Raw genomic sequence first — 21702 nt, forward strand, 5'->3', positions numbered from 1 at the left:
CCCGCTCGCCACAACAAGCCTGCTCGCCACAACACGTCCGCTCGCCACAGGAAGCCATTAACCGTACGAACCGGTTCCCGTTCGGTCCACCAGCCGAATGCTGTCACGCCCGCCGCGTTTGCTTTCGTAGAGTGTGGTGTCGCCTTGTTCGATCAGCGCCGTCAGGCTCGGCGGTGGCTGGTCGAACAGGTTGGCGCCGATGCTCAGGGTTACCGGTACCGGGGTGGTGAAGGTGTGTGCGGCCAACTGCTGGAACTGCTCACGCAAGCGGCTGCCCAGTTCGACGATCTGGGCGGTCGAGGCCTTGGTCAGCAGGATCACAAACTCATCTCCGCCCAAGCGGGCCGCCAGCGCGCCTTCGGGCACCACCGTGCGGATCATCTCGCTCAGGGCAATCAGCAAACGGTCGCCGGCGATATGCCCGTAGAGGTCGTTGACCAGTTTGAAGTTGTCGATGTCGATCAACAGCAAAGCGCCCGGCTGTTGCGGCGATACCTGGGCCAACAGCTGCGGCGCACGCACATCCAGGGCGCGGCGGTTGTACAGCGCCGTCAGCGGGTCACGGGCCGCCAGCCGGGCGATCTGCTGTTCACGCCGGTAGCGCTCGGAGCCGGTCATCGACAACGCGATCAACATGATCGCCATTGCGCCCTCCACCAAGGAAACCTGGATGATTTCGCCCTTGAACGCGGCAAGATCGATCAGCGTGCCGGGGATGATTACCGACAGCGCCTTGGCCATATAAAAGGCGCCGTGAAGCAGCAATACATAGCGCAGTTGCACCGCGCCGATGCTCAGGGATCTGCCATGGGGGCGCAGCAGGAAACTGGCGCGCAAGGTCGGCAACGCGACCAGCAATGAGTTGACCATCAGCATGGCCTTGGACCACGCCAGGTCGCTGGGCAACAGCAGCACGCCGAGCCAGGCGACCAGCATCAGCAGCCACGCACGCGACAAGCGCACCTGGGTAAAACGTGCCACGCCGAGCAAAAACAGCCAGTGCGCGGCCACCAGCAAGCCGTTGGCAAACCAGATACCGATCATCAACAGGCCTTTGCTGCGCAGCAGGGCCAGGGTGGAGCCGACGCTGATGATCGCGAAACCTGCCGCCCAGAACAGCAGCGAAGGCTCGCGCACACTGCGCCATTCCACCGCCAGATACAGGGCAGCAGCGGCAGCCAGCGCGATGGTCAATATCAGAATCGTAGGAGGGTCGAGCGTCATGTCGTGCCGGGTCTGCCTGGGTGTGCGCTTGAAAATCGGGATTGTAAGCGCACCCGCAGGTTTTTCAGAGCATTCCGCGTGATAGCACACGGCCAGCCGATGATCGGCCGGTCAGACGCCTTTGGTCGAGGGCAGCAAGATCGTCAGGATGCCCGCCAGTGGCAGGAACGAACAGATTTTGTAGACGTACTCGATGCCGTGGTTGTCGGCAAGCAAGCCCAGCAGCGCGGCACCAATCCCGCTGAAGCCAAACATCAGGCCGAAGAAGATCCCGGCGATCATCCCGACATTGCCCGGCACCAGTTCCTGGGCGAAGACTACGATGGCCGAGAAGGCCGAAGCGATGATGAAGCCGATCACCACGCTGAGCACGGCGGTCCAGAACAGGTCGACGTAGGGCAGGGCCAGGGTGAAGGGCGCGGCGCCGAGAATCGAGAACCAGATGACTTTCTTGCGGCCGATCTTGTCGCCAATCGGGCCACCGGCAAAGGTGCCGACAGCCACCGCGCCGAGGAACAGGAACAGGTACATCTGCGAGCTGGCCACCGACAGGTGGAATTTCTCGATCAGGTAAAAGGTGAAGTAGCTGGTCAGGCTGGTCATGTAGAAGTACTTGGAGAACACCAGCAACGCCAGTACCACCAGGGCAAATGTCACGCGGCCTTTGGACAAACCGTGGGTGGCCTTGCCGCCTTGCTTGAGCTTGAACAGGTTGAGGTGGTGGCGGTACCAGCGGCTCAAGCCATACAGCACCATGATCGCGAACACGGCGAAGAGCCCGAACCAGGCGATATGGGTTTGGCCGTAGGGAATGATGATCGCCGCCGCCAGCAACGGGCCGAACGCGCTGCCGGTGTTGCCGCCGACCTGGAAGGTCGATTGTGCCAGGCCATAGCGCCCGCCCGAGGCCAGGCGTGCCACGCGTGAGGTTTCCGGGTGGAAGGTCGACGACCCGACCCCGACCAGCGCCGCCGCCAACAGGATCAACGGGAAGGTGCCGACAAACGCCAGCAGCAGGATGCCGATCAGCGTGCACACCATGCCTGCAGGCAGCAGCCAGGGCTTGGGATAGCGGTCGGTGTGGTAGCCGATCCAGGGTTGCAGCAAGGACGCGGTCAACTGGAAGGTAAGGGTAATCAGGCCGACCTGGGTAAAGCTCAGCCCGTAGTTGGCCTTGAGCATCGGGTAGATCGACGGCAGCACGGCCTGGATCAGGTCGTTGATCATGTGCGCCAGGGCGCAGGCGCCCAGGACACGCATGACCAAGGGGCTTATTTGCGGCGTAGCGGTTGCAGTGGCGGGTGGCGCGGTCAGGCTCGACATGCAGGCATTCCATACAAGGCAGCGAACAGGGGCAGTGCGTACTTTAGCGCGCTGCCCGTTTCTAAATGTTGCGGCGTTTATGCTAGATTCGCTGAAAATGCCTGTCTCGCGTAATTCGGGCGCCAACCATCGCAAAAAGGGCGAAATCATCAAACCACTGGATGTATTTCTGCGGGAGATCGACGAGGGCGACTGGGCTGTCATCAGTTCCGCGACCGATTACCCCGAAAACTGGGTGATCCCCGACCACAGTCACGAAAAGCATCAACTGTTGTACGCCGTCGAAGGCGTGATGGTGGTGTATTCGGCGCTGAACCAATGGACGGTGCCACCCAATCGCGGGTTCTGGATGCCCAGCGGGCAGGTGCATTCGCTGCGTTGCGTGGGCACGTTGAAGATGCGCAGCGTCTTTGTGCGCCCGGACCGTTTCCCCAATCTGCCGAGCGAGCCCAAGACCGTCAGTGTGTCGCCGTTGCTGAGTGAGCTGATCAAAGCCTCGGTGAGTTTGAAGCCGCCGTATGCCGAGGACTCGCGCGAGGCGAGAATCATGCACTTGATCCTCGACGAACTCGCGATCCTGCCGGCCTTGCCGTTGTCACTGCCCCAGCCGGCCGACCTGCGCATCAACCGTATCTGCCAGGCGCTGCAGCAGGAACCGGGTGATGCCTCGACAGTCGCCGATTGGAGTGATCGCCTGGACCTGGACCAGAAAACCATCCAGCGCCTGTTCCGCAAGGAAACCGGCCTGACCTTCGGCCAATGGCGCCAGCAGGCGCGGTTGCTGCTGGCGCTGGAACGCATCGCGGTGGGGGAGAAGATCATCGATGTGGCCATCGAGCTGGGCTATGAGAGCCCGAGCGCGTTTACCAGCATGTTCAAGAAACAGTTTGGCAAAACCCCGAGTCAGTTTTTCAGGTAGCGCGGCGGCTCACGTAGGTCGCTGTAGCACGCCGCGAGGTCAGGTAAGCCAACAGGCTGGCGATACCCAGGGTGGCACCCGAATCGATTGCCGATTGGAAAGCCAAATCCACCAGCCTACTTGCGCTGTGGGCTATGAAAGCCCTTTACAGTTCGTGAGTACAGCCGATTGTTTGGCGTGCGGCCAAAGCGCGATATTGCTGCACTGCGGGGCAGGGCGGCGGTTACTGATCAGGCGTTGTCAGGTTAGCGAAGAAAATACAGCCAATCAGCCGTGCAAACAGGCTAAGGGTTTCCGGCAGGTTGGGGTCGTCAAACAGCATCGCCCGCGAGTCCAGTGCACACAGCGCTCCGAACAGGCGGCCATCGGGCAGAAAGATCGGCGCGCCGGCGTAACTTTCGATGGCGTACTGCTTGACCACCGGGCGGGTGGCAAAGCGGCCATTCTGGCTGATCTGCGGAACGAACAGGGCCTGCGGGTCGACGCAGAACTCACTGCACAGGGTGGTTTCCAGGTCGAGTACGTCGTCGACATGAATCCCCATGTGCAGCGGGTCATGGACCGAGCACACCACCCATTCAAGGTCGGTGAATTTGGCAATGCCGGCAAAGCGCATGCCGGTCAGGCGGGTTACCAGTTGCAGAATGCTGGTGGTGGCTTCGATTTCGGCGATGGCGGCGCGTTCGTCCGCGCTGAGTAACGAGTGGGCTGCGGTGACGCTTGGAACCATGTTTGGGCACTCCAAAGGCGTGGCGGCGGGGCCGCCACGCACGGTCAGGTATCAGTTGATTCGCGGATGCTGCTGCACCAGGTTCTGGCGCTTGGCTTCCAGAGCGGCAATTTCGGCGTCGATGTCTTCGATCTTCTGCTCGATATTGTCATGGTGCTCTTGCAATATTTCCTTGGCTTCTGCCATATCGGACGCTGCCGGCGCCGCGCCGCGCAACGGCTTGTTCGCGGTTTCCTTCATGGTCAGGCCGGTAATCAGCCCGACCACCGCAAACACCATCAGGTAGTAGGCGGGCATGTACAGGTCGTTGGTGCTTTCCACCAGCCACGCCACCGCGGTGGGGGTGAGGCCGGCGATCAGTACCGAGACGTTGAACGCGCTGGCCAGCGCACTATAGCGAATGTGGGTCGGGAACATAGCCGGCAGCGTGGAGGCCATCACGCCGATAAAGAAGTTCAGCACCACGGCCAGAATCAGCAGACCGGCGAAAATCAGGCCGATTTTGCCGCTGGTTATCAACATAAACGCCGGGATAGACAGGAACAGCAGCCCGACGCTGCCGGCGATGATGAAGGGTTTACGGCCAATCTTGTCGCTGACAAAACCGATGAACGGCTGCACGAACAGCATGCCGACCATGATCGCGATGATGATCAGCACGCCGCTGTTTTCTTTGTAATGCAGGTTATGCGACAGGTAGCTCGGCATATAGGTGAGCAACATGTAGTACGTCACGTTGGTGGCGGCAACGATACCGATGCAGGTCAGCAGGCTGCGCCAGTGCTGGGTAGCCACCTCTTTGAACGACACCTTGGGGCCGTGGGTCAGGCCTTGGCGGTCGCCTTGTTCAAGCTTGTCCATGTGCTGTTGGAAGGCCGGGGTTTCTTCCAGCGCGTGACGCAGGTACAAGCCGATAATGCCCAAAGGCAGGGCGAGGAAGAACGGCAGGCGCCAGCCCCACGCTTCGAAATCGGCTTCACCGAGGATCGTCGAAATCAGCACCACCACACCGGCGCCGAGCACGAAACCGGCAATCGAGCCAAAATCCAGCCAGCTGCCGAGGAACCCGCGTTTACGGTCCGGTGCGTACTCGGCGACGAAGATCGAGGCGCCGGTGTACTCACCGCCTACCGAGAACCCTTGGGCCATTTTGCACAGCAACAGCAGGATCGGTGCCCAGATGCCAATCGAGGCATACCCGGGAATCAGGCCGATGGCAAAGGTGCTCAAGGACATGATGACGATGGTTGCGGCGAGGACTTTCTGCCGTCCGTATTTGTCACCCAGCGCACCGAAGAACAGGCCACCCAGCGGGCGAATTAGGAAGGGCACCGAGAAGGTGGCCAAGGCGGCAATCATTTGCACGCTCGGCGAGGCGTCCGGGAAGAACACCTTGCCCAGCACATAGGCGACGAAACCGTAGACACCAAAGTCGAACCACTCCATGGCGTTACCCAGGGCGGCGGCGGTAATCGCCTTGCGCACCTTGGTATCGTCGACGATGGTGATGTCTTTCAATCCGATGGGTTTGACGCTTTTCTTACGTAATTTCATGCGGGCCACTCTAAAACAGAACAGGGGAGGTGCCATCGTTGCGATGGCACCGCTCTGTCAGTTCAGATACAAGCGGACATGAAATAATTCACCGCTATTTACCTTTTTTTGCAGATGAATTGAACTTCACGACCTCACCAGGGAATTATCAGAATGCCTGCCACCGCCTCCCGCCTGATCTATCGCAAGCCAGAGCCCAGCGATGTGCACCGATTGTTCGCGATCTTCGGCGACCCGCAGACAAACCTGTTTAACCCGAGTGGCCCAATGGCCAGCCTCGACGACGCGCAACGCCTGCTCAGCCACTGGCTCGAACAATGGGCCAGCCAGGGCTATGGCTGGTGGGCCATTGCCCGCCGCGAGGCGCCCGATCACCTCATCGGCTTTGGCGGCGTGGCGCCGCTCAATTACCTGACCGAGCGGCGCAACAACCTGGGCTATCGCTTTGCGGTCGATGCCTGGGGGCAGGGCTATGCCACCGAGCTTGGCCGCGATGCGCTGGCGATGGCGTTTCAAACGCTGGGTTTGCCTCAGGTATTCGGGTTGGTGCGGCCGGATCATGCCGCGTCGATTCGTGTGCTGGAAAAGCTCGGTATGCAGCCCTTCGGCCTGCTTGATGATGTGCCCGGCAAAGCACCCAGCCGGGTATTCAGGATTTGTCATCCTACAACTGCACGTAGTTAAGTACTTTCAGATCTGCGTAATCCCTCGTTAAAAGGCAATCTTCGAGATTGACACCGGGTAGGCGGCCCGATATAAAAGTCACAGTTGTACGACGACATATGACGTTACGTATGTCCTACCTAACAAAAATAAAAAGTGATGCCATGAATTTGAATGAGCCCATCAACGCCCATCGCGTCGGCACGGCCGTCGGCAACTATCGCTGGACCATCTGCGCGATGTTGTTCTTTGCCACGACCGTCAACTACCTCGACCGCCAGGTCCTCAGCCTTCTCGCGCCGCAGCTGTCGACGCAGTTTGGCTGGAGCAACACGGACTACGCCAACATCGCGGCGGTGTTCCAGTTTGTCTACGCGATTTCCATGCTGTTTGCCGGACGCTTCGTCGACAAGATCGGCACCAAGGCCGCCTACGTGGTGGCGATTGGCATTTGGTCCACCGGCGCCATCATGCATGCGTTTTCGGTGCCGATGGGTGAGGGCATCGCTGCGGTCAGCGGCGCTATCGGCCTGGCGGTGATCCCGGTGTCGATTGCCGGTTTCATGCTGTCACGCGCCGTGCTGGCGATTGGCGAGGCAGGCAACTTCCCCATCGCGATCAAGGCCACCGCCGAATACTTCCCGAAAAAAGAACGCTCGCTGGCCACCGGTATCTTCAATTCCGGGGCTAACGTGGGGGCGATCCTGGCGCCGATTTGCGTGCCCTTGATTGCCGGCATATGGGGCTGGGAAGCGGCCTTTATGGTCATCGGCATGCTGGGCTTCATCTGGGTGGCGGTGTGGGCTGCGGTTTACGAAAAACCGGAGCAGCAAAAACGCCTGTCGGCCGAAGAGCTGGCCTACATTCGTAGCGACCAGACAGTGCAGCCGTTCACGCCAGAACCTGCGGGTGCTGCCGCGAAAAAAGTTTCGTGGTTCAAACTGCTGACCTACCGCCAGACCTGGGCTTTTGCCTTCGGCAAGTTCATGACTGACGGCGTGTGGTGGTTCTTCCTGTTCTGGCTGCCCACTTACCTGTCGGCGCAATACGGCATGAAAGGCGCGGACATCGTGATGCCGCTGGCGGTGCTGTATAGCATGACCATGGTCGGCAGTATCGGCGGCGGCTGGTTCCCCAGCTACTTCATGGCCCGTGGCGATGCACCCTACGACGGGCGCATGAAAGCCATGCTGGTGATCGCGCTGTTCCCGCTGGTGGTGTTGCTGGCGCAGCCCTTTGGCTACCTGAGTTTCTGGGTGCCGGTGCTGCTGATCGGTGTGGGCGCCTCGGCGCACCAAGCGTGGTCGTGCAACATCTTCACTACCGTGTCCGATATGTTCCCGCAAAAAACCGTCGCCTCGGTGGTTGGCATCGGCGGCATGGCCGGGGGCTTGGGCGGTGTGGTGATGACCAAGATCGGTGGCTGGGTGTTCGACTACTACAAGTCCATCAACGACATCCACACCGGCTACATGATCATGTTTGCGATCTGTGCCCTGGCCTACCTGGTGGCGTGGAGCGTGATGAAGGCGCTGGTGCCGCGCCATAAAGAAATCACTGACCTCTAACCGCGCAAACGCCCGCGCTGGCGACAGCGCGGGAACGCCTTACAGCTCGCGGGCCCAGGTTTCACTGATCAACGATTTGCCAAAGCTCACCGTCGCTTCTTCGTCTACCAGGCGGAAGCCGGCTTTCTGATACAGCTTGCGTGCATCGGTCAGCGCGTCGACCGTCCACAACAGCATGCTTTTGTAACCGGCATTGCGCGCAAAACGCAGGCATTCCTCCACCAGTCGCTGACCGATGCCCATGCCCCGTGCACTGGCGTCCACGTAGAGCATGCGCAGCTTGGCGGTGGTTTCGTCATGGCGCACCACGAAGATTGAACCCACCACTTCACCGTCCTTCTCTGCGATCCAGCAACGCTCGGCGCTCGGGTCGAACTCGCGCAAATACTTGGCGACAATCTCCGATACCAACGCTTCAAACTCCCAATTCCAGTGGTACTCACGCGCATACAACGCCGATTGCTGTTGCACCACCAGGCCCATATCGCCGGGCTGCGGGTCGCGCAGCAGGTAACTAGGCGTGCCGCCTTGCAACAGTGTCTGGATACGCTGCATCGACGCCGTGAGTTGCTGCTGTTGCTGCTCGGGCAAGGCCTGGAGCAAGGCGATGACTTCCTGTTGGGTCTGGTTTTCCAGCGGCGCCAGCACTGATCGACCGAGGTCGCTGAGGTGCAGTTGCACCGCACGCGCATCGGTGACGGAGCGGACTTTCTGGATCAGCCCTTTCTTTTCGAACCCGCTGATCAGCCGGCTCAGGTAGCCCGCATCAAGGCCGAGCATCTGGCACAGGTCGGCGCTGGTCAGGTCGCCACGGGAGGAGAGTTCGTACATCACACGGATTTCGGTCAGCGAGAAATCGCTTTGCAGCAAGTGTTCCTGCAGCACGCCGATCTGATGAGTGTAAAAACGGTTGAAACCGCGAATGATCGCGGCGCGTTCGACAAGGGTCGTGGTCATGACAGTGCTCGATTGGTTGCCTTAAGCAATTATATGGTTGCCTAAAGCAATCAAGTCAACAGCTTTTAACGTCTGACGGCAGCGAACAGCAACGCCGACGATCGATTTGTACTGCTTTCAATAGATAGCCCACCGTCCGAATCGCACGGTCAAAGGTTTTTGCACTACAGCACGCGCCACCGCATTTGATGGAATGGGACGAGTGGTTGCAGGCATTCGGCCAGGTAGTGGCCGTTGACGTTACAGGCTGCTGTAGAAGGGCACGGTGTCGCCACGGGCAGGCGTCGCACCGCCAGCCGTTTGATTGAAAGTGGGGCGCTGGTAAGACCGTGCGCGGAGAGTGTGCAGCTACCCGAGACGATTTCGGTCTACAGGCAACAAGGCGCAGGCCCGCGCAGCGAAGTTGCGGCGCTGCTGGCCTGGCTTGAAATGCAATTGCATGGTGAGGACTGACAGGGGCGAATCGCCCCTGTCATACACGGGCTAGCGATTACGCGTTACGCGCCAAATGGTATTGGCCAAGTCGTCGGCGATGATCAGCGCACCTTTCGGGTCCACCGTCACACCCACTGGACGGCCACGTGTCTTGCCGTCATCGCCACGAAAACCGGTAGCAAAATCAATCGGTTCACCCGCCGGTTTGCCATTGCTGAAGGGCACGAAGATCACCTTGTAGCCCACCGGGTTATCGCGGTTCCAGCTGCCATGCTCGCCGACAAACGCGCCGTCGGCGAATTTCTCACCCATCGCTGGGATGGAAAAGTCCACACCCAACGCTGCAACGTGGGAGCCCAGGCTGTAATCGGGCTTGATGGCAGCGGCGACTTTCGCCGGGTTCTGCGGTTGCGCGCGCGGGTCGACGTTCTGGCCCCAGTAGCTGTAGGGCCAGCCATAAAAGGCACCTTCACGCACCGACGTCAGGTAGTCCGGCACCAGGTCCGGGCCGAGTTCATCACGCTCGTTAGCCACTGCCCACAATTGCCCGGAGCCGGGTTGAATCGTGAGCGCGGTCGGGTTGCGAATGCCAGTGGCGTAGGGTTTGTGCGCGCCGGTGGCGGCATCGATCTGCCAGACCATCGCCCGGTCGATTTCCACTTCCATGCCGCGCTCGGTGATGTTGCTGTTGGAGCCGATGCCCACGTACAGCTGGCGCCCGTCCTCACTCACCGCCAGGGACTTGGTCCAGTGGTGGTTGATCTGCGCCGGCAGGTCGGTGATTGTGGTCGGCGGGCCACTGGCTTTGGTCTGGCCGTCGGCGTAGTCAAAGCGCACCAGCGCGTCCTGATTGGCGACGTAGAGTTTGCCGTCGGCGTAGGCCAGGCCATAAGGCGCGTTGAGGTTGTCGGCGAATACCGTTTTCAGTTCATAGGTGCCGTCACCGTCGGCGTCGCGCAGCAGCGTCAGGCGGTTGCCGCCCTTGACCTTGGTGTTGCCCTCGGCCTTGATCACGCTGGCGATCACGTCCTTGGGCTTGAGCTTGGCCGCGCTGCCGCCACGGCCTTCGGCGACGAGGATGTCGCCGTTGGGCAGCACCAGGGTCTGGCGCGGGATAGCCAGGTCGGTGGCGATGGCGGTAACGCTGTAGCCCTCGGGCACTTTGGGTTTCTGCTCGCCCCAGGGGGCTGGCTCGGCAATCTTCATGCTCGGCAGCAGGCTGCTTTGTTGCTCGGGCAATTTCGGATCGGGGCCGCGGGCCTGGGTCTTGTCGCCTTCGCCACCGCAGGCGGTCAGCAACAGGGCGGCGCTCAATACGCTCAGGGTGTGGAATGGTTTCATTGGGCAACTCCCGAGCGCAGGTTAGTCAGGCCGATCCACGTTGCGGCGATGGCCAGCACTGTGACAATCACCGACAGAATCAGTCCGCCAGGCATCATCGCGTAGGCGTCCTTGGCGTGCTGAAAGGCGTTGACCAGCCCCAGCACCCACGTCGCCAACAGCAGCAGGAAATAGGCCGCCGGGCGCCCGGCCTTGCGTTCGGCGCGCAGCAGGTTGACCAGCGCAAACAACAGCGCAAAGCCACTGAACACCAGTGCGCCGGCGATCAGCCAGGACGCAAAGTTGGCCCACTGGATCTGGTAGGTCTGGCCGTAGGCAATGTCACTGAGCAAGGCACCCAAAAACAACGGCACGCTGCCTGCCAGCAGGATCGAGTGCAGCGGGCCAGGTCTGACGGTGGGATAGGCGGGGAGGGTAGTCATGTCGGTGGCGGCTCCTTATCGTTCAGCACCCTGGGATCAGGGCACGGTGACTTCGCATAGGAAAGGAGCCTGGCATTTGTAAGAAAGTTCAGTGGGGCTTCGTGTCGAGATGTTTTTCAAACCACGCCGCATACGGCGTATTGGCCACCTGGTAACGGTTGTAGTCCGGGCTGCCATCGCGCCACCACACCGGGCCACGCTCACCGAGTGCGACCTTGGCCTGCTGCACCTGCTGGCGAGCCGCGCGCAATTGGCTGGCGTCGCCGCTGGCCTTGGCCGACTTGACGGCGCGGCGCGCGTCCATCAACGCGTTGACCCAGCGCTGCCGCGTGGCTTCATCCAGCGCGGGGTTGGTGCAGCGCCACAGCTGGCCCTTGACCACAAAGTAGCGCCCGTCGGGGGTGCTAAGCATGGTGCCAGCGCAGGACGCGCAACAGGCCCCACGTCATGGAGAACACAATCGCCATCCAACCGGCAAACAGGCTGAAGAGTGTCATTGCAAGGTTCATCATCACCTCCATTGCGTTATCGTTCCTTATAGGTGACCGCCCGGCGAAACCGGGATTCAACTTGATTCACGCAAGACGCGGGTTGAATGAACCCCTGGCGGCGCCACGCGCCTAACATTCTGTTGTGCTCACGATCACTCATTACCTGGCCTTACCATGACCCATCCTCGCATCGGCTTTGCCTGCCAGTACAAGCACCCTGAACGCCTGCCGTCAGCCAGTGCGCTCAAGTTAATCGAAGGCCCCTACAACCCGCGTACCACCACCCTGCGCTGGATGGAGAGCGTCGAACCTCAGGTCGCCCGGAGCAAATTGGTCGAGGTGGTGACCCACAACCTCGCGGCGCAATTGCGCCTGCTGGCGTATGTCGCCGAGCTGCCTGCGACGCTGCGCATGCTGCGCTTGAGCAGCGACCTGCTGCCGTTCTACAGCCACCCGAAAGTGGCGGATGTCTACAAGGACCCGGCCCTTGTTCGTCAGTTGAGCGAAGGGTTCGCCGCCATCGGCGACCTGGCTCGCGCCTCGGATATCCGGTTGTCCTTCCACCCTGGGCAATATTGCGTGCTGGGCTCGGACAACCCCGGTGTGGTGGAAAACAGCGTGGCCGAGTTCGAATACCACGCCGACATGATCCGCATGATGGGCTACGGCCGCCGCTTTCAGGACCTCAAGTGCAACGTCCATATCGCCGGCCGTTTAGGCGTTGAGGGCACCCGCGCGGTGTGGTCACGCTTGTCCGAGGTGGCGCGTAACTGCATCACCTTTGAAAACGACGAAAAAACCTACGGCCTGGACCACTGTCTGCAAGTCGCCGACCTGGCACCGGTGGTGCTGGACATTCATCACTGCTGGATCAACGAAGACGAATACATCGACCCCGATTCACCGCGGGTTGCCCGCGTCATCGAGAGCTGGCGCGGCGTACGCCCGACGATGCATTACTCCCAGCCCCAGGAAAGCCTGCAAGCGCTGGGGTTTGACGCCGAGCACAAGCTGGAAATGGGCGCGCTGCTGAAGGTGGTCGCCAAGCGCGATCTGTACGCCCACAGCGCGCAAATGTGGAACCGCTGGACCAATGACTACGCGCTGCAGTTTCTCGAGCGCTTCGACATCATGCTGGAAGCCAAAGACAAGAACGTCGCGGCGCTGGCATTTTATGAGTATTGGCAGCGTCGTTCGGCGTGAAAAAATGGCATGCTGGGTGGCCCGACATAAGGAACCTTTCCATGCCAACCCTGCATCTGTTGTGCGGCAAGATTGCCTCCGGCAAATCCACCCTGGCTCAAGCCCTGGCCGCCGAACACGCGGCCTTTGTGCTCAGCGAAGACCAGTGGCTGGCGCAGCTCTATCCGGGTGAGATTGTGTCGATTGCCGATTACCTGCGCTGCGCCCAGCGTGTTCGCGCGGTGGTGGGGCCGTTGGTGATCAATCTGCTGCAATCAGGCATCAATGTGGTGCTCGATTTTCCGGCGAACACGCTGGCCAACCGTGAATGGTTGCTGGGCCTGGCACACGCGGCTCAAGCGCCGCACCGCCTGCATTACCTGGAACTGGATGACGCCACCTGCCGCGCTCGCTTGCATGCGCGCAATGCTCAGGGTGAGCATGATTTTGCCGCCACGGATGCCGAGTTCGACCTGATCACGCGCCATTTCTGTGTGCCCAGCGAGTCGGAAGGCCTGGTGATTGAGGTGCATCGCCCATGAGCGCGCCTCAAGGTGTCGATGCCAATGGTTGTGTGCTGATCATGGCCGATGCGCCCATTCAAGCTCAATTCCAACCGCTGCTGGCCGATGTGCGCGAGTCGCTGGCAGGCGCAGGGCTGGGTTTGCACAGCCTTTACCTCTACGGCAGTGTCGCGAGGGGCGATGCCAGCCCAGGCGAGTCCGACCTTGATGTGACGCTGGTGCTGACTGATCCGCCGGATGCGCACGTGCTTGAGGCGCTGGAACAGCTGCGCCAGGCCCTGGAGCAACGCCACGAGGTGGTGAGCAAGATCGACTTCGACATCGGCCACCGCGCCGAGGTGCTGGCGCCCGAGAACCGCGCCCGCTGGGGCTTCTGGCTCAAGCACCATTGCCGTTGCGTGTGGGGCGATGATCTGTCGCGGCGCTTTGAGCCGTTTCGGCCCTCACGTGACATCGCCTTGGCGCTCAATGCTGACTTTGAGCCGGTGTTGGGCGTTTACCTCACACGCATTGAACACGCCAGCTCGCCACCCGAGCGACTTCGCCTGCAACGCGAAGCAGCGCGCATGTTGATTCGGTCGACGCACATTTTGCGCGCGGCAGATGCGTCGGGCTGGCCGCAAACCCTTGAAGAGCACGTGGCGTTGTTCGTGCAGCATTACCCGTCGATGCGTGTCCAGATCGCCTACTTCCTGTTTGAAGCGCGCAACCCGAGTGCCGAATGCGCGGCGTTTTCCGCGCGCCTGCAGGCCTTTGTCAGCTGGATGGTTTCAGAGCAGGTTTAGATAGGTATATTGGCGCTCAACCTCACTTTGCATACGCCGAGCCTATGATCAACTTTCGCCTGATTCGCCACCTCTGGCTGTTCCTCGCCGTTGCTGAAGAACAGAATTTCGGCCGAGCCGCCAAGCGCCTGGGCATGTCGCAACCGCCGTTGAGCGAGCAGATCCAGGTGCTGGAACAGGCGCTCAAGGTCACCTTGTTCGAACGCTCGCGGCGCGGCGCCAAACTCACGCCGGTAGGCGCGGCGATCCTGCCGGCGGTGCGCAAGTTCGCCGAGCAGTTGGAACGCCTGGAGCTGGCGGTCGAGGAGGCGGTGGCCGGGCAGTCGGGCCTGCTCACCATCGGCGCGATTTCCACGGCGATGTTTGATGTGTTGCCGGGGTTGATCAACCAACTCAAACAGCACTACCCGCACCTCACCGTGTCGGTGCGCGAGATTGACAGTGTCGAGGCCGTGCCCGCTCTGGAGGCGGGGGATATCGACCTGGCCTTTGCGCGGCTCGATGGCGACCTGGGCCCCGCGATCCAGTCGCTGCCATTGCTCGAGGATCGCCTGATGGTGGCCTTGCCCAGCGACCACCCGCTGGCAGCGCGCACTCGCATCAGTCTGTCGAGCCTGGCCAGCGAACCACTGGTGATGTTCTCGCGCAGGGTCAGCCCGGTGTATTTCGACAACCTGATCGCCACGTGTCGCGCCAGCGGGTTTTCGCCGCGCGTGCTGCATGAGGTGCGTTCCGTGGCATCGCAAATCGCGTTCGTCAGCTGTGGTCAGGGCATCGCCCTGGTGCCGGCATCCCTGAAGAAACTTGCACCGGCCAATGTGGTGCTGCGCGCGTTGACACAAAAGCTCAACGTGGTGACGACGGCGGTGGCGTGGAATAGCGAACGGCCCAACCCATTGGTCACGCAGGTGATCGCGCACTTGCAGGCTCATACGATTGGCGTATGAGTCTGTTCTGTTATCCGTCATTTACATAAGGCCGGGAAAGCCTTGAAATGCGCCGCCTGTCTGTTCAAGGAGTGCCCACCATGTCGTTTGTCCACACCGCTGTGCCGCTGACGGTAGACGGCGTTGCGTTGAACATCGCTGCGCTGTATCGCAGTGGCACGCGCGCGCCCATTGTGTTTTTGCATGGGTTTGGTTCGACCAAGGAAGACTACGCCGATATCGTCCTGCACCCAGCGTTCGACGAGCATGCCGTTGTCGCTTTTGACGCGCCCGGTTGCGGTGAAAGCGAGTGCGCCGATCTGTCGAAGATTTGCATTCCCTTCCTGCTGGAGACGGCTTTGCAGGTGCTCAACCATTTTGATGTCGAGCGCTTCCATCTGGTGGGCCACTCGATGGGCGGTTTGACCGCATTGCTGCTTGCGCATCGTTTTCCGGAGCGGGTACTGAGCTTCACCGATATCGAAGGCAATATCGCCCCCGAGGATTGTTTCCTCAGCCGGCAAATCGTCGATTTCCCGGCCGATGACCCCGACGCGTTTTTCAGCGCTTTCATCCACCGCACGCGCCAGGCACCGGCGTATGCCAGCGCGCTGTATTCGGCGAGCCTGCGCCATAAAGTCCGAGCCGGCGCAGTGCGCGGGATCTTCGCGTCGATGGTCGAGCTGTCTGACCACGCCGACCTGATGGGCAAGTTCCTCGGGCTGCCGTGCCCGACGATGTTCATGTACGGCGAGCAGAACGCCACGCTGTCCTACTTGCCGCACATCCAGGCCAATGGCGTGCGCCTGGCGCCGATTGCCCAGTGCGGGCACTTTCCGATGTATTCCAATCCGGCGGCGATGTGGCAGCAGATTGCAGACTTCCAAAGTCGCACGCTTTAGGACTTGAAGCGTCCCACCAAGGCGTTCAGCTCATCCGACAAACCTGCCAATCGCCCCGAATCGTCCTGGGCTGAATGGGCCAGGCTTTCGACCAGTCGCGCCTCGTCATAGATCTGCTGGATGTGCCGGTTGATCTCTTCGGCGACGCTGTGTTGCTCCTCGGCGGCGGCGGAAATCTGCAGGTGCTTGTTTCGGCTCGGAGGTGGTAAATCTTTAGCAGTATTTTGTGTACAAAAAAAATAGTTTTTGTTCTGGGGATGCGAGCGGCAAAAACACGCCCATTCGATTGATGACGTGGCAGCACTTTCCCCATGACGGTCGGGATATTGAAGGCGCGCCAAGCGCGATGCTTCACTGCCGGCCTGTCAGCCAAGTGTGAAGGAACGTTGTCATGAGCCACAAAACCTGTTTGATCCTCGGCGCTTCACGTGGGCTCGGCCTGGCCCTCGCCGAAGAATATTGCGCACGCGGTCACCACGTCATTGCTACGTACCGCAGCGATTGCGCGCCGTTGGAGAACCTGAAGATTTGTTACCCCAAGCAATTGACCCTTGAGCACGTCGACATCGCCGACCTGGCGTCGGTGCGTGCGCTGCAGGGCCGGTTGGCGGCCTATCGCCTGAACACGCTGTTTATCAATGCGGGCATCTGCAAAGCCAATGAGTTGAACACGCTGCAGGTCGACGAACAGGACTTTGTCGACATGCTGCTTACCAATGCGTTGAGCCCGATGCGCGCGGTCGAGCTGTTCCATGGCAATGTCGAGCGCAACGGCGTCGTGGCAGTGATGTCATCGGAACTCGGCAGCGTTGCAGGCAACCGCGGCCAATGGGAGTTGTACAGCGCCAGCAAGGCCGCCTTGAACATGTTGATGAAGACCTTTTATAGCCGCCATCAGGGCGACTCCCTGGCCTATCTGCTGGTCGCGCCCGGCTGGGTGCGCACGCAAATGGGCGGCCCCGGTGCGCTGCTCGAGATCGGCGAAAGCATCCCTCTGGTGGTGGACACCGTGGAAGGGCACGCCGGTGTGCCCGGCCTGACGTTCACGGATCGGCACGGCGTGACCTTACCCTGGTGAACCTTGCCCGAGGGTTGTCAGCGTAGACCTTTGGTTGCCCGTATCGAATCGTCCTTGATGTCCTCGGCGAATTTGCGCATCAGGCGTACCAGGTTTTCGAAATCGCCTTCCTCCCAGGTCGAGAAGATCGACACACCCATGCGCTCGCGGGCGTCATCCACGCGGTCGGTCATCGCCTTGCCCTTTTCGGTGATGACTGACTCGCGTACACGCCGGTCCACGGCACTTTCCTGGCGCAGGATCAGGCCAAGGCTTTCCAGTTTCGCCACTTGGCGGCTCACGGTGGTGTAGTCGCGGCCCACGCGGTCGGCCAGTTCGACCACGCCAATCGGGCCCAGCCGCTCAACCAGCACCAGCAGCGGAAACAACGCGCGGTCCAGGGAAATCCCGGCCTCGCGCACCATGGCTTCGTCACGCTGCGGGCGGTTCATCACCCCAACGATCTCCACGAGCGAGCCGTGCAAGTCACGCAGTTGTGCGCTCATATGTGCGTTTTGCACGCTTTTTGTTGACACTGTGTCTCTCCTTCTTAATATGTGCGTATTGCACATATAGGTGATCCGTATGAACGAGCGATGCGCTGTCGATGTAGTGATTTGCGGTGCCGGCGCGGCCGGTCTGACCCTGGCGATCGACTTGGCGCGACGGGGTATCACGTTCCGCCTGGTCGAAAAAAATGCCGAGCCTTTTCACGGCTCGCGTGGCAAGGGCATCCAGCCGCGGTCACAGGAAATTTTCGAAGACCTCGGGATTCTGGATCGCCTGTGCGCCGTGGGTGGAGTCTATCCGACTGAGCGGCGCTACCGCGACGATGGCAGCTACACCGAGGCCGATTCCATCGAGCGCAACGCCTCGACGGCGGCCGAGCCGTATCAACAACCGTTGATGGTGCCGCAATTTCTGACCGAACGCGTGATGCGCGAACGCTTGCTCGAGCTCGGTCATCGGCCGGAGTTTGGCTGCGAGCTGGTGGCATTCGAACAGGATGACGAGGGCGTCAGCGTACAACTGGCCAGCGCGGCAAGCACGCAATCAGTGCGCGCGCGCTGGTTGGTGGGCGCCGACGGCGGCCGCAGTTTTGTGCGTCACGCCCTTGAAATCGGGTTTGCGGGTAAGACGCTGGGCGTGCGTGCGCTGGTCGCCGATGTGCAGTTGTCAGGGCTTACGCGGGACTGCTGGCACCGCTTCGGCGAAGGCGACCTGCTGCGGCAGGTCGCCGTGTGCCCTCTGGCCGGCACCGAGCTGTTCCAGATTCAGGCGCCAATTGCGCTCGAGGCTCAGGTCGACCTCAGCGCCCAAGGGCTGACAGCATTCATCGCAAAACGCACCGGGCGCGATGACATCCAGGTGCACGCCGTGTCCTGGGCGTCGGCCTACAGCATGAATGCCCGCTTGGCCGATCACTACCGCGTCGGCCAGGTATTTTTGGTCGGCGACGCTGCGCACATTCATCCACCCACCGGTGGCCAAGGGCTCAACACCAGCGTGCAGGATGCCTACAACCTGGGCTGGAAACTGGCGGCGGTGGCCAACGGTGCACCTGAAACGCTGCTCTACACTTACGAACAAGAGCGGCGCCCGATAGCCGCTTCGGTGCTGGGCTTGTCGACCCAGTTGCTCCAGGGCATGCAACGCGGCGACATGCGCCGGGGCAGGGACGTGCATCAACTCGACCTCGGTTACCCGCAATCGTCACTCGCGCTGGGGCACGCCGAACGCGTCGGCAACCGTGCGCCGGATGCGCGACTGCGTGGCGCCGGCGGGCAATCACTGCGCCTGTTTGATCTGTTCAAGGGCGCGCATTGGACGCTGTTGGGATACGGCGTTGCACCCGGTTTGGTGTCGCCTCGGGCCGGGCTGCATATCCACCTCATCGGTGCACACGGTGAGGTAATCGATGAGCAAGGGCAGTTTCAAGACGCTTACGAACTGGCGCCTGGCGAGTGGGTGCTGGTGCGTCCCGATGGCTATGTCGGTGCGATTGTTTCGTCGGGCAGCCTCCAATCGCTGGAGGCTTACTTGTTGCAGGTCGGGCTATCGCCGGTGCTGCTGGAAAAGGCCTGCTAACTGCCACCCGTCATCGACCCTTGAGGAGGATTTGCAGGGCGGCACTCAGGCCTGCCGTCGGGCTGGTGAGGGGCGGCGGCCCTGCGGTGACCCGCGCGGCGGCGCCACTCATGGAGGCTTGGGCCAGTGCAACGGTGGACGCGCCGTTCGTATAGGCGCGATTGGCCGCGTCCGCGATGACGGCCAGGTAGCCGTCCAGATCGCCTGCCTTAAACAGCGCCCACGCGCCTGGCACCCATTGCACATCCACCGACGCGCGGGTGAGTTGCGCGGCCTGCCGGAACAGGCGAGCGGTGGGTTCCAGTGTCGTTTCCACGGCGCACAGGACGGCGATGTTGCCGCCTGCCTGAACCGCCGCGAAGGCCAGTGCCTGGTCAGTACGTAAAATGGCTGTGCTTGGTGAAAGCCCGTCGACCACCGGGCCCAAGGTCGAGCAGGTGAGCACCACGGCGTCGGCCTCAAGCGCGAGCAGGCGCAGTGCCGAGGCGGTTGCGTTGGCAATGTCCACGGTCAGGCCACCGGCCTGTTCGGCGGCGGCGAGCAGGTCTGCGCGCACTTCATGATGCAGAACATTGGGCGCGATCCCCAGCTTGTCTGCGGCGGCATCGAAGACCTTGATATTGCTGGAAGCGGTATGCAGACAGGTCATTTGCATCGGGCTATTCCACGTTGGCTGCGCTGCAATGTTTATCGGAGTCACTCGTCAGTCGGCAGGGCGTGCACCCGTTCGGTTGCTGGGCTAACAGCGTCAGCCCGGCCTATGTTTGCATGGATGCGCCCGATTCACATAGCCTGTCACTTTCTTGCCTGCGTCATTAAGGACAATGCATGCCGCTGATTTCACACCGCGTAGAACTGGCCCGCAAGGGTGCCAACGACAAGGTTATCTGCCGCATGGCCTCGGGTTGGGCGGTCATGGGCGACGTACAGTTTTTGCCCGGTTACTGCCTGCTGCTGCCCGATCCCGTAGTCGCCAGCCTCAATGACCTGGACGCCAACGCCCGCGCTGCCTACCTGCTCGACATGGCGCGCATCGGCGATGCCCTGTTGGCCGCCACCGGTGCGTTGCGCATTAATTACGAGATTCTGGGAAACTCGGAACCGCAGTTGCACAGCCATATTTTCCCTCGCTACGCCACGGAGCCGGACGACAATCGCACGATGCCCGCATGGTTCTACGACTGGAAAACGGCACCGCCTTACGCTGAAGAGCAGCACGGTGACCTGCGCAAGAAGCTCGCGCAATTGCTGACCTCCACACTGGATGCAGGATGATGATGCAAAGAAATAAGCTGGTCCCGGAATTGATGGTCACTGACCTGAATGCCAGCCTCGAATTCTGGGTGTCATGGGTTGGCTTCACGGTGGCTTACCAGCGTTTGGAAGAAGGCTTTGCCTACCTTGACCTCAACGGCGCGCAGGTGATGCTCGAGCAAATCGACCCGCGCGCCAATCAGTGGCAAACGGCGGCATTGGACCTGCCGCTGGGGCGCGGCATGAATCTGCAGATTGATGTGGCGGCGGTTGGTCCGGTCATTGAGCGGCTCGATGCTGTGGCGTATCCCGTGTTCAAACCCTGCAAGGATGTCTGGTACAGGGCCGGTGAGGTCGAGGTCGGGCAGCGTGAGTTTCTCGTGCAGGACCCGGACGGTTATTTGGTCAGGCTGGTCGAAAGACTTGGCGAAAGGGCACGCCGGCTCGATGACGGGGTGCCCACATAGCGGGTGGTTCAGTGCGCGATGGCATTCAGCTCAGCGACAGTCTCATCGGTCAATACCAGTTCGCCCACTGCCAGGTTTTCATGCAAGTGCGCCACCGACGAGGTGCCGGGAATCAGCAAAATGTTCGGTGAGCGAGGCAGCAGCCACGCCAGCGCCAGCTGCTTGGGCGTCACGCCCAGCCGCTGTGCAACACGCGTCAGTGTCGATGACTGCACCGGTGTGAAACCGCCCAGCGGGAAGAACGGCACGTAGGCAATGCCTTGCTGTGCCAGCTCGTCGATCAGGGCGTTATCGTGCTGATGCGCGATGTTGTACAGGTTCTGCACGCACACGAACTTGACGATGTTGCGCGCCTCGGCCACCTGCGTCGGCGTCACGTTGCTGATGCCGATATGGCGCACCAGGCCTTGCTGTTGCAGTTCTGCCAGCGCAGTCAATGACGCTTCGTTCGAGCCTTCGCCGGGGCCCATCAGGTTGTGGGAAGCGCGGAAATTGACCACGTCCAGTACATCCAGGCCCAGGTTGCGCAGGTTGTCATGCACGGCCTGTATCAGCGCTTCCCTCGAAGGCGCGGCATGCCAGCCACCCTCGCTGTCACGCCGGGCACCGATCTTGGTGACGAGGGTGAGGTCGTCGCGGTAAGGGTGCAGCGCCTCGCGAATCAGCTGATTGGTGATATGCGGCCCGTAGAAGTCGCTGGTGTCGATGTGGTTCACGCCGGCTTCGACGGCCTCGCGCAGTACGGCCAGCGCGGCCGCTCGATCCTTGGGCGGGCCGAATACGCCGGGGCCTGCCAATTGCATCGCGCCGTAACCGATGCGGTTTACCTGGCGGTCGCCCAATTCGAAAGTGCCGCTGTTTGCCAAGCCCGTCATAGCCATCACCCTTGC

General features: G+C 61.2%; 23 protein-coding genes and 3 pseudogenes. 14 read left to right on the plus strand and 12 right to left on the minus strand.

From position 1 onward, the window contains the following. Positions 1 to 57 precede the first annotated feature (57 nt). Positions 58 to 1224 (minus strand): GGDEF domain-containing protein, encoded by a 1167-nt coding sequence (locus AACV02_RS12815; RefSeq protein ID WP_119740025.1) that lies wholly within the window; start codon positions 1222 to 1224, stop codon positions 58 to 60. A gap of 111 nt (positions 1225 to 1335) precedes the next feature. Then, positions 1336 to 2547: an MFS transporter gene (locus AACV02_RS12820; RefSeq protein ID WP_119740027.1), complete on the minus strand. Its 1212-nt coding sequence runs from the start codon at positions 2545 to 2547 to the stop codon at positions 1336 to 1338. A gap of 97 nt (positions 2548 to 2644) precedes the next feature. On the opposite strand from AACV02_RS12820, the gene AACV02_RS12825 reads away from it, so the two are divergent. Then, positions 2645 to 3466 carry an AraC family transcriptional regulator gene (locus AACV02_RS12825; RefSeq protein WP_106578999.1) on the plus strand — a complete coding sequence of 274 codons (822 nt, stop codon included), beginning with the start codon at positions 2645 to 2647 and terminating at the stop codon, positions 3464 to 3466. A gap of 127 nt (positions 3467 to 3593) precedes the next feature. Beyond that, positions 3594 to 3715, plus strand: a pseudogene (locus AACV02_RS12830) (AraC family transcriptional regulator); the annotation flags it as partial. Here the strand turns inward: AACV02_RS12830 and AACV02_RS12835 are convergent. Together AACV02_RS12835 and proP are read right to left on the minus strand one after the other, a co-directional pair. Then, positions 3690 to 4196 (minus strand): GAF domain-containing protein, encoded by a 507-nt coding sequence (locus tag AACV02_RS12835; protein ID WP_119740029.1) that lies wholly within the window; start codon positions 4194 to 4196, stop codon positions 3690 to 3692. The pseudogene AACV02_RS12830 and the gene AACV02_RS12835 overlap by 26 nt on opposite strands. A 51-nt stretch (positions 4197 to 4247) precedes the next feature. Beyond that, positions 4248 to 5750, minus strand: coding sequence for a glycine betaine/L-proline transporter ProP (proP, locus tag AACV02_RS12840; protein WP_106579001.1), 1503 nt, complete (start codon positions 5748 to 5750; stop codon positions 4248 to 4250). Positions 5751 to 5903: 153 nt separating this feature from the next. Here proP and AACV02_RS12845 point away from each other — a divergent pair, with 153 nt between their 5' ends. Together AACV02_RS12845 and AACV02_RS12850 are read left to right on the plus strand one after the other, a co-directional pair. Continuing rightward, complete coding sequence (locus AACV02_RS12845) at positions 5904 to 6434, plus strand: GNAT family N-acetyltransferase (protein ID WP_119740031.1); 531 nt, start codon at positions 5904 to 5906, stop codon at positions 6432 to 6434. A 143-nt stretch (positions 6435 to 6577) separates the two neighbouring features. Beyond that, positions 6578 to 7981: an MFS transporter gene (locus tag AACV02_RS12850; RefSeq protein WP_119740034.1), complete on the plus strand. Its 1404-nt coding sequence runs from the start codon at positions 6578 to 6580 to the stop codon at positions 7979 to 7981. A gap of 39 nt (positions 7982 to 8020) precedes the next feature. Here AACV02_RS12850 and AACV02_RS12855 read toward each other — a convergent pair whose 3' ends face one another. Next, on the minus strand, positions 8021 to 8938 hold the full coding sequence (locus AACV02_RS12855; protein ID WP_119740036.1) for a bifunctional helix-turn-helix transcriptional regulator/GNAT family N-acetyltransferase: 918 nt from the start codon (positions 8936 to 8938) through the stop codon (positions 8021 to 8023). A gap of 156 nt (positions 8939 to 9094) precedes the next feature. Here AACV02_RS12855 and AACV02_RS30950 point away from each other — a divergent pair. Next, positions 9095 to 9391 (plus strand): annotated as a pseudogene (locus tag AACV02_RS30950) (LysR family transcriptional regulator); the annotation flags it as partial. A 30-nt stretch (positions 9392 to 9421) separates the two neighbouring features. Here the strand turns inward: AACV02_RS30950 and AACV02_RS12860 are convergent. The 3 genes from AACV02_RS12860 to AACV02_RS12870 form a co-directional block, all read right to left on the minus strand. Beyond that, positions 9422 to 10714: a PQQ-dependent sugar dehydrogenase gene (locus AACV02_RS12860; protein WP_119740038.1), complete on the minus strand. Its 1293-nt coding sequence runs from the start codon at positions 10712 to 10714 to the stop codon at positions 9422 to 9424. Continuing rightward, on the minus strand, positions 10711 to 11136 hold the full coding sequence (locus AACV02_RS12865; protein WP_119740040.1) for a DUF2231 domain-containing protein: 426 nt from the start codon (positions 11134 to 11136) through the stop codon (positions 10711 to 10713). The genes AACV02_RS12860 and AACV02_RS12865 overlap by 4 nt, the downstream gene beginning before the upstream one ends. 88 nt (positions 11137 to 11224) lie before the next feature. Further along, complete coding sequence (locus AACV02_RS12870; protein WP_119740042.1) at positions 11225 to 11548, minus strand: hypothetical protein; 324 nt, start codon at positions 11546 to 11548, stop codon at positions 11225 to 11227. Positions 11549 to 11801: 253 nt separating this feature from the next. Between AACV02_RS12870 and uvsE the strand changes: the two genes are divergently transcribed. The 5 genes from uvsE (at position 11802) to AACV02_RS12895 (ending at position 15946) form a co-directional block, all read left to right on the plus strand. Then, positions 11802 to 12830: a UV DNA damage repair endonuclease UvsE gene (gene uvsE, locus AACV02_RS12875; protein WP_119740044.1), complete on the plus strand. Its 1029-nt coding sequence runs from the start codon at positions 11802 to 11804 to the stop codon at positions 12828 to 12830. A 41-nt stretch (positions 12831 to 12871) separates the two neighbouring features. Then, the gene (locus AACV02_RS12880) at positions 12872 to 13351 is read left to right on the plus strand and encodes an AAA family ATPase (protein ID WP_119740046.1); all 480 of its coding nucleotides are present in this window, start codon (positions 12872 to 12874) and stop codon (positions 13349 to 13351) included. Further along, positions 13348 to 14118, plus strand: a complete 771-nt coding sequence (locus AACV02_RS12885) for a nucleotidyltransferase domain-containing protein (RefSeq protein WP_119740048.1) — start codon at positions 13348 to 13350, stop codon at positions 14116 to 14118. The genes AACV02_RS12880 and AACV02_RS12885 overlap by 4 nt, the downstream gene beginning before the upstream one ends. 44 nt (positions 14119 to 14162) lie before the next feature. After that, positions 14163 to 15065 (plus strand): LysR family transcriptional regulator, encoded by a 903-nt coding sequence (locus AACV02_RS12890; RefSeq protein WP_119740050.1) that lies wholly within the window; start codon positions 14163 to 14165, stop codon positions 15063 to 15065. Positions 15066 to 15145: 80 nt separating this feature from the next. Beyond that, entirely contained in the window at positions 15146 to 15946 is an 801-nt protein-coding gene (locus AACV02_RS12895) for an alpha/beta fold hydrolase (RefSeq protein WP_119740052.1), read from the plus strand. On the opposite strand, the pseudogene AACV02_RS12900 reads toward AACV02_RS12895, so the two are convergent. Then, positions 15943 to 16140, minus strand: a pseudogene (locus tag AACV02_RS12900) (methyl-accepting chemotaxis protein); the annotation flags it as partial. The gene AACV02_RS12895 and the pseudogene AACV02_RS12900 overlap by 4 nt on opposite strands. 197 nt (positions 16141 to 16337) lie before the next feature. Between AACV02_RS12900 and AACV02_RS12905 the strand changes: the two are divergent. Then, positions 16338 to 17024, plus strand: coding sequence for an SDR family NAD(P)-dependent oxidoreductase (locus AACV02_RS12905; protein WP_119740054.1), 687 nt, complete (start codon positions 16338 to 16340; stop codon positions 17022 to 17024). 17 nt (positions 17025 to 17041) lie between these two features. On the opposite strand, the gene AACV02_RS12910 is transcribed toward AACV02_RS12905, so the two are convergent. Continuing rightward, a complete protein-coding gene (locus AACV02_RS12910) occupies positions 17042 to 17539 on the minus strand; it encodes a MarR family winged helix-turn-helix transcriptional regulator (RefSeq protein WP_237266734.1) in 498 nt (165 codons plus the stop codon). A 49-nt stretch (positions 17540 to 17588) separates the two neighbouring features. Here AACV02_RS12910 and AACV02_RS12915 point away from each other — a divergent pair, with 49 nt between their 5' ends. Further along, entirely contained in the window at positions 17589 to 19091 is a 1503-nt protein-coding gene (locus tag AACV02_RS12915; protein WP_119740057.1) for an FAD-dependent oxidoreductase, read from the plus strand. Between the two features lie 10 nt (positions 19092 to 19101). Here AACV02_RS12915 and AACV02_RS12920 read toward each other — a convergent pair whose 3' ends face one another. Further along, positions 19102 to 19746, minus strand: a complete 645-nt coding sequence (locus tag AACV02_RS12920; RefSeq protein ID WP_119740059.1) for an aspartate/glutamate racemase family protein — start codon at positions 19744 to 19746, stop codon at positions 19102 to 19104. Positions 19747 to 19919: 173 nt separating this feature from the next. Here AACV02_RS12920 and AACV02_RS12925 point away from each other — a divergent pair, with 173 nt between their 5' ends. Together AACV02_RS12925 and AACV02_RS12930 are read left to right on the plus strand one after the other, a co-directional pair. After that, positions 19920 to 20366 (plus strand): HIT family protein, encoded by a 447-nt coding sequence (locus AACV02_RS12925; protein ID WP_119740061.1) that lies wholly within the window; start codon positions 19920 to 19922, stop codon positions 20364 to 20366. Then, on the plus strand, positions 20366 to 20812 hold the full coding sequence (locus AACV02_RS12930) for a bleomycin resistance protein (protein ID WP_119740818.1): 447 nt from the start codon (positions 20366 to 20368) through the stop codon (positions 20810 to 20812). Before AACV02_RS12925 ends, AACV02_RS12930 begins: the two co-directional genes overlap by 1 nt. 8 nt (positions 20813 to 20820) lie before the next feature. Here the strand turns inward: AACV02_RS12930 and AACV02_RS12935 are convergent, their stop codons facing one another. Next, complete coding sequence (locus AACV02_RS12935) at positions 20821 to 21687, minus strand: aldo/keto reductase family oxidoreductase (protein ID WP_119740820.1); 867 nt, start codon at positions 21685 to 21687, stop codon at positions 20821 to 20823. Between the last annotated feature and the right edge of the window lie 15 nt (positions 21688 to 21702).

Source organism: Pseudomonas sp. Larv2_ips, assembly GCF_963879675.1.
In the GTDB taxonomy this organism is placed as follows: Bacteria; Pseudomonadota; Gammaproteobacteria; order Pseudomonadales; family Pseudomonadaceae; genus Aquipseudomonas.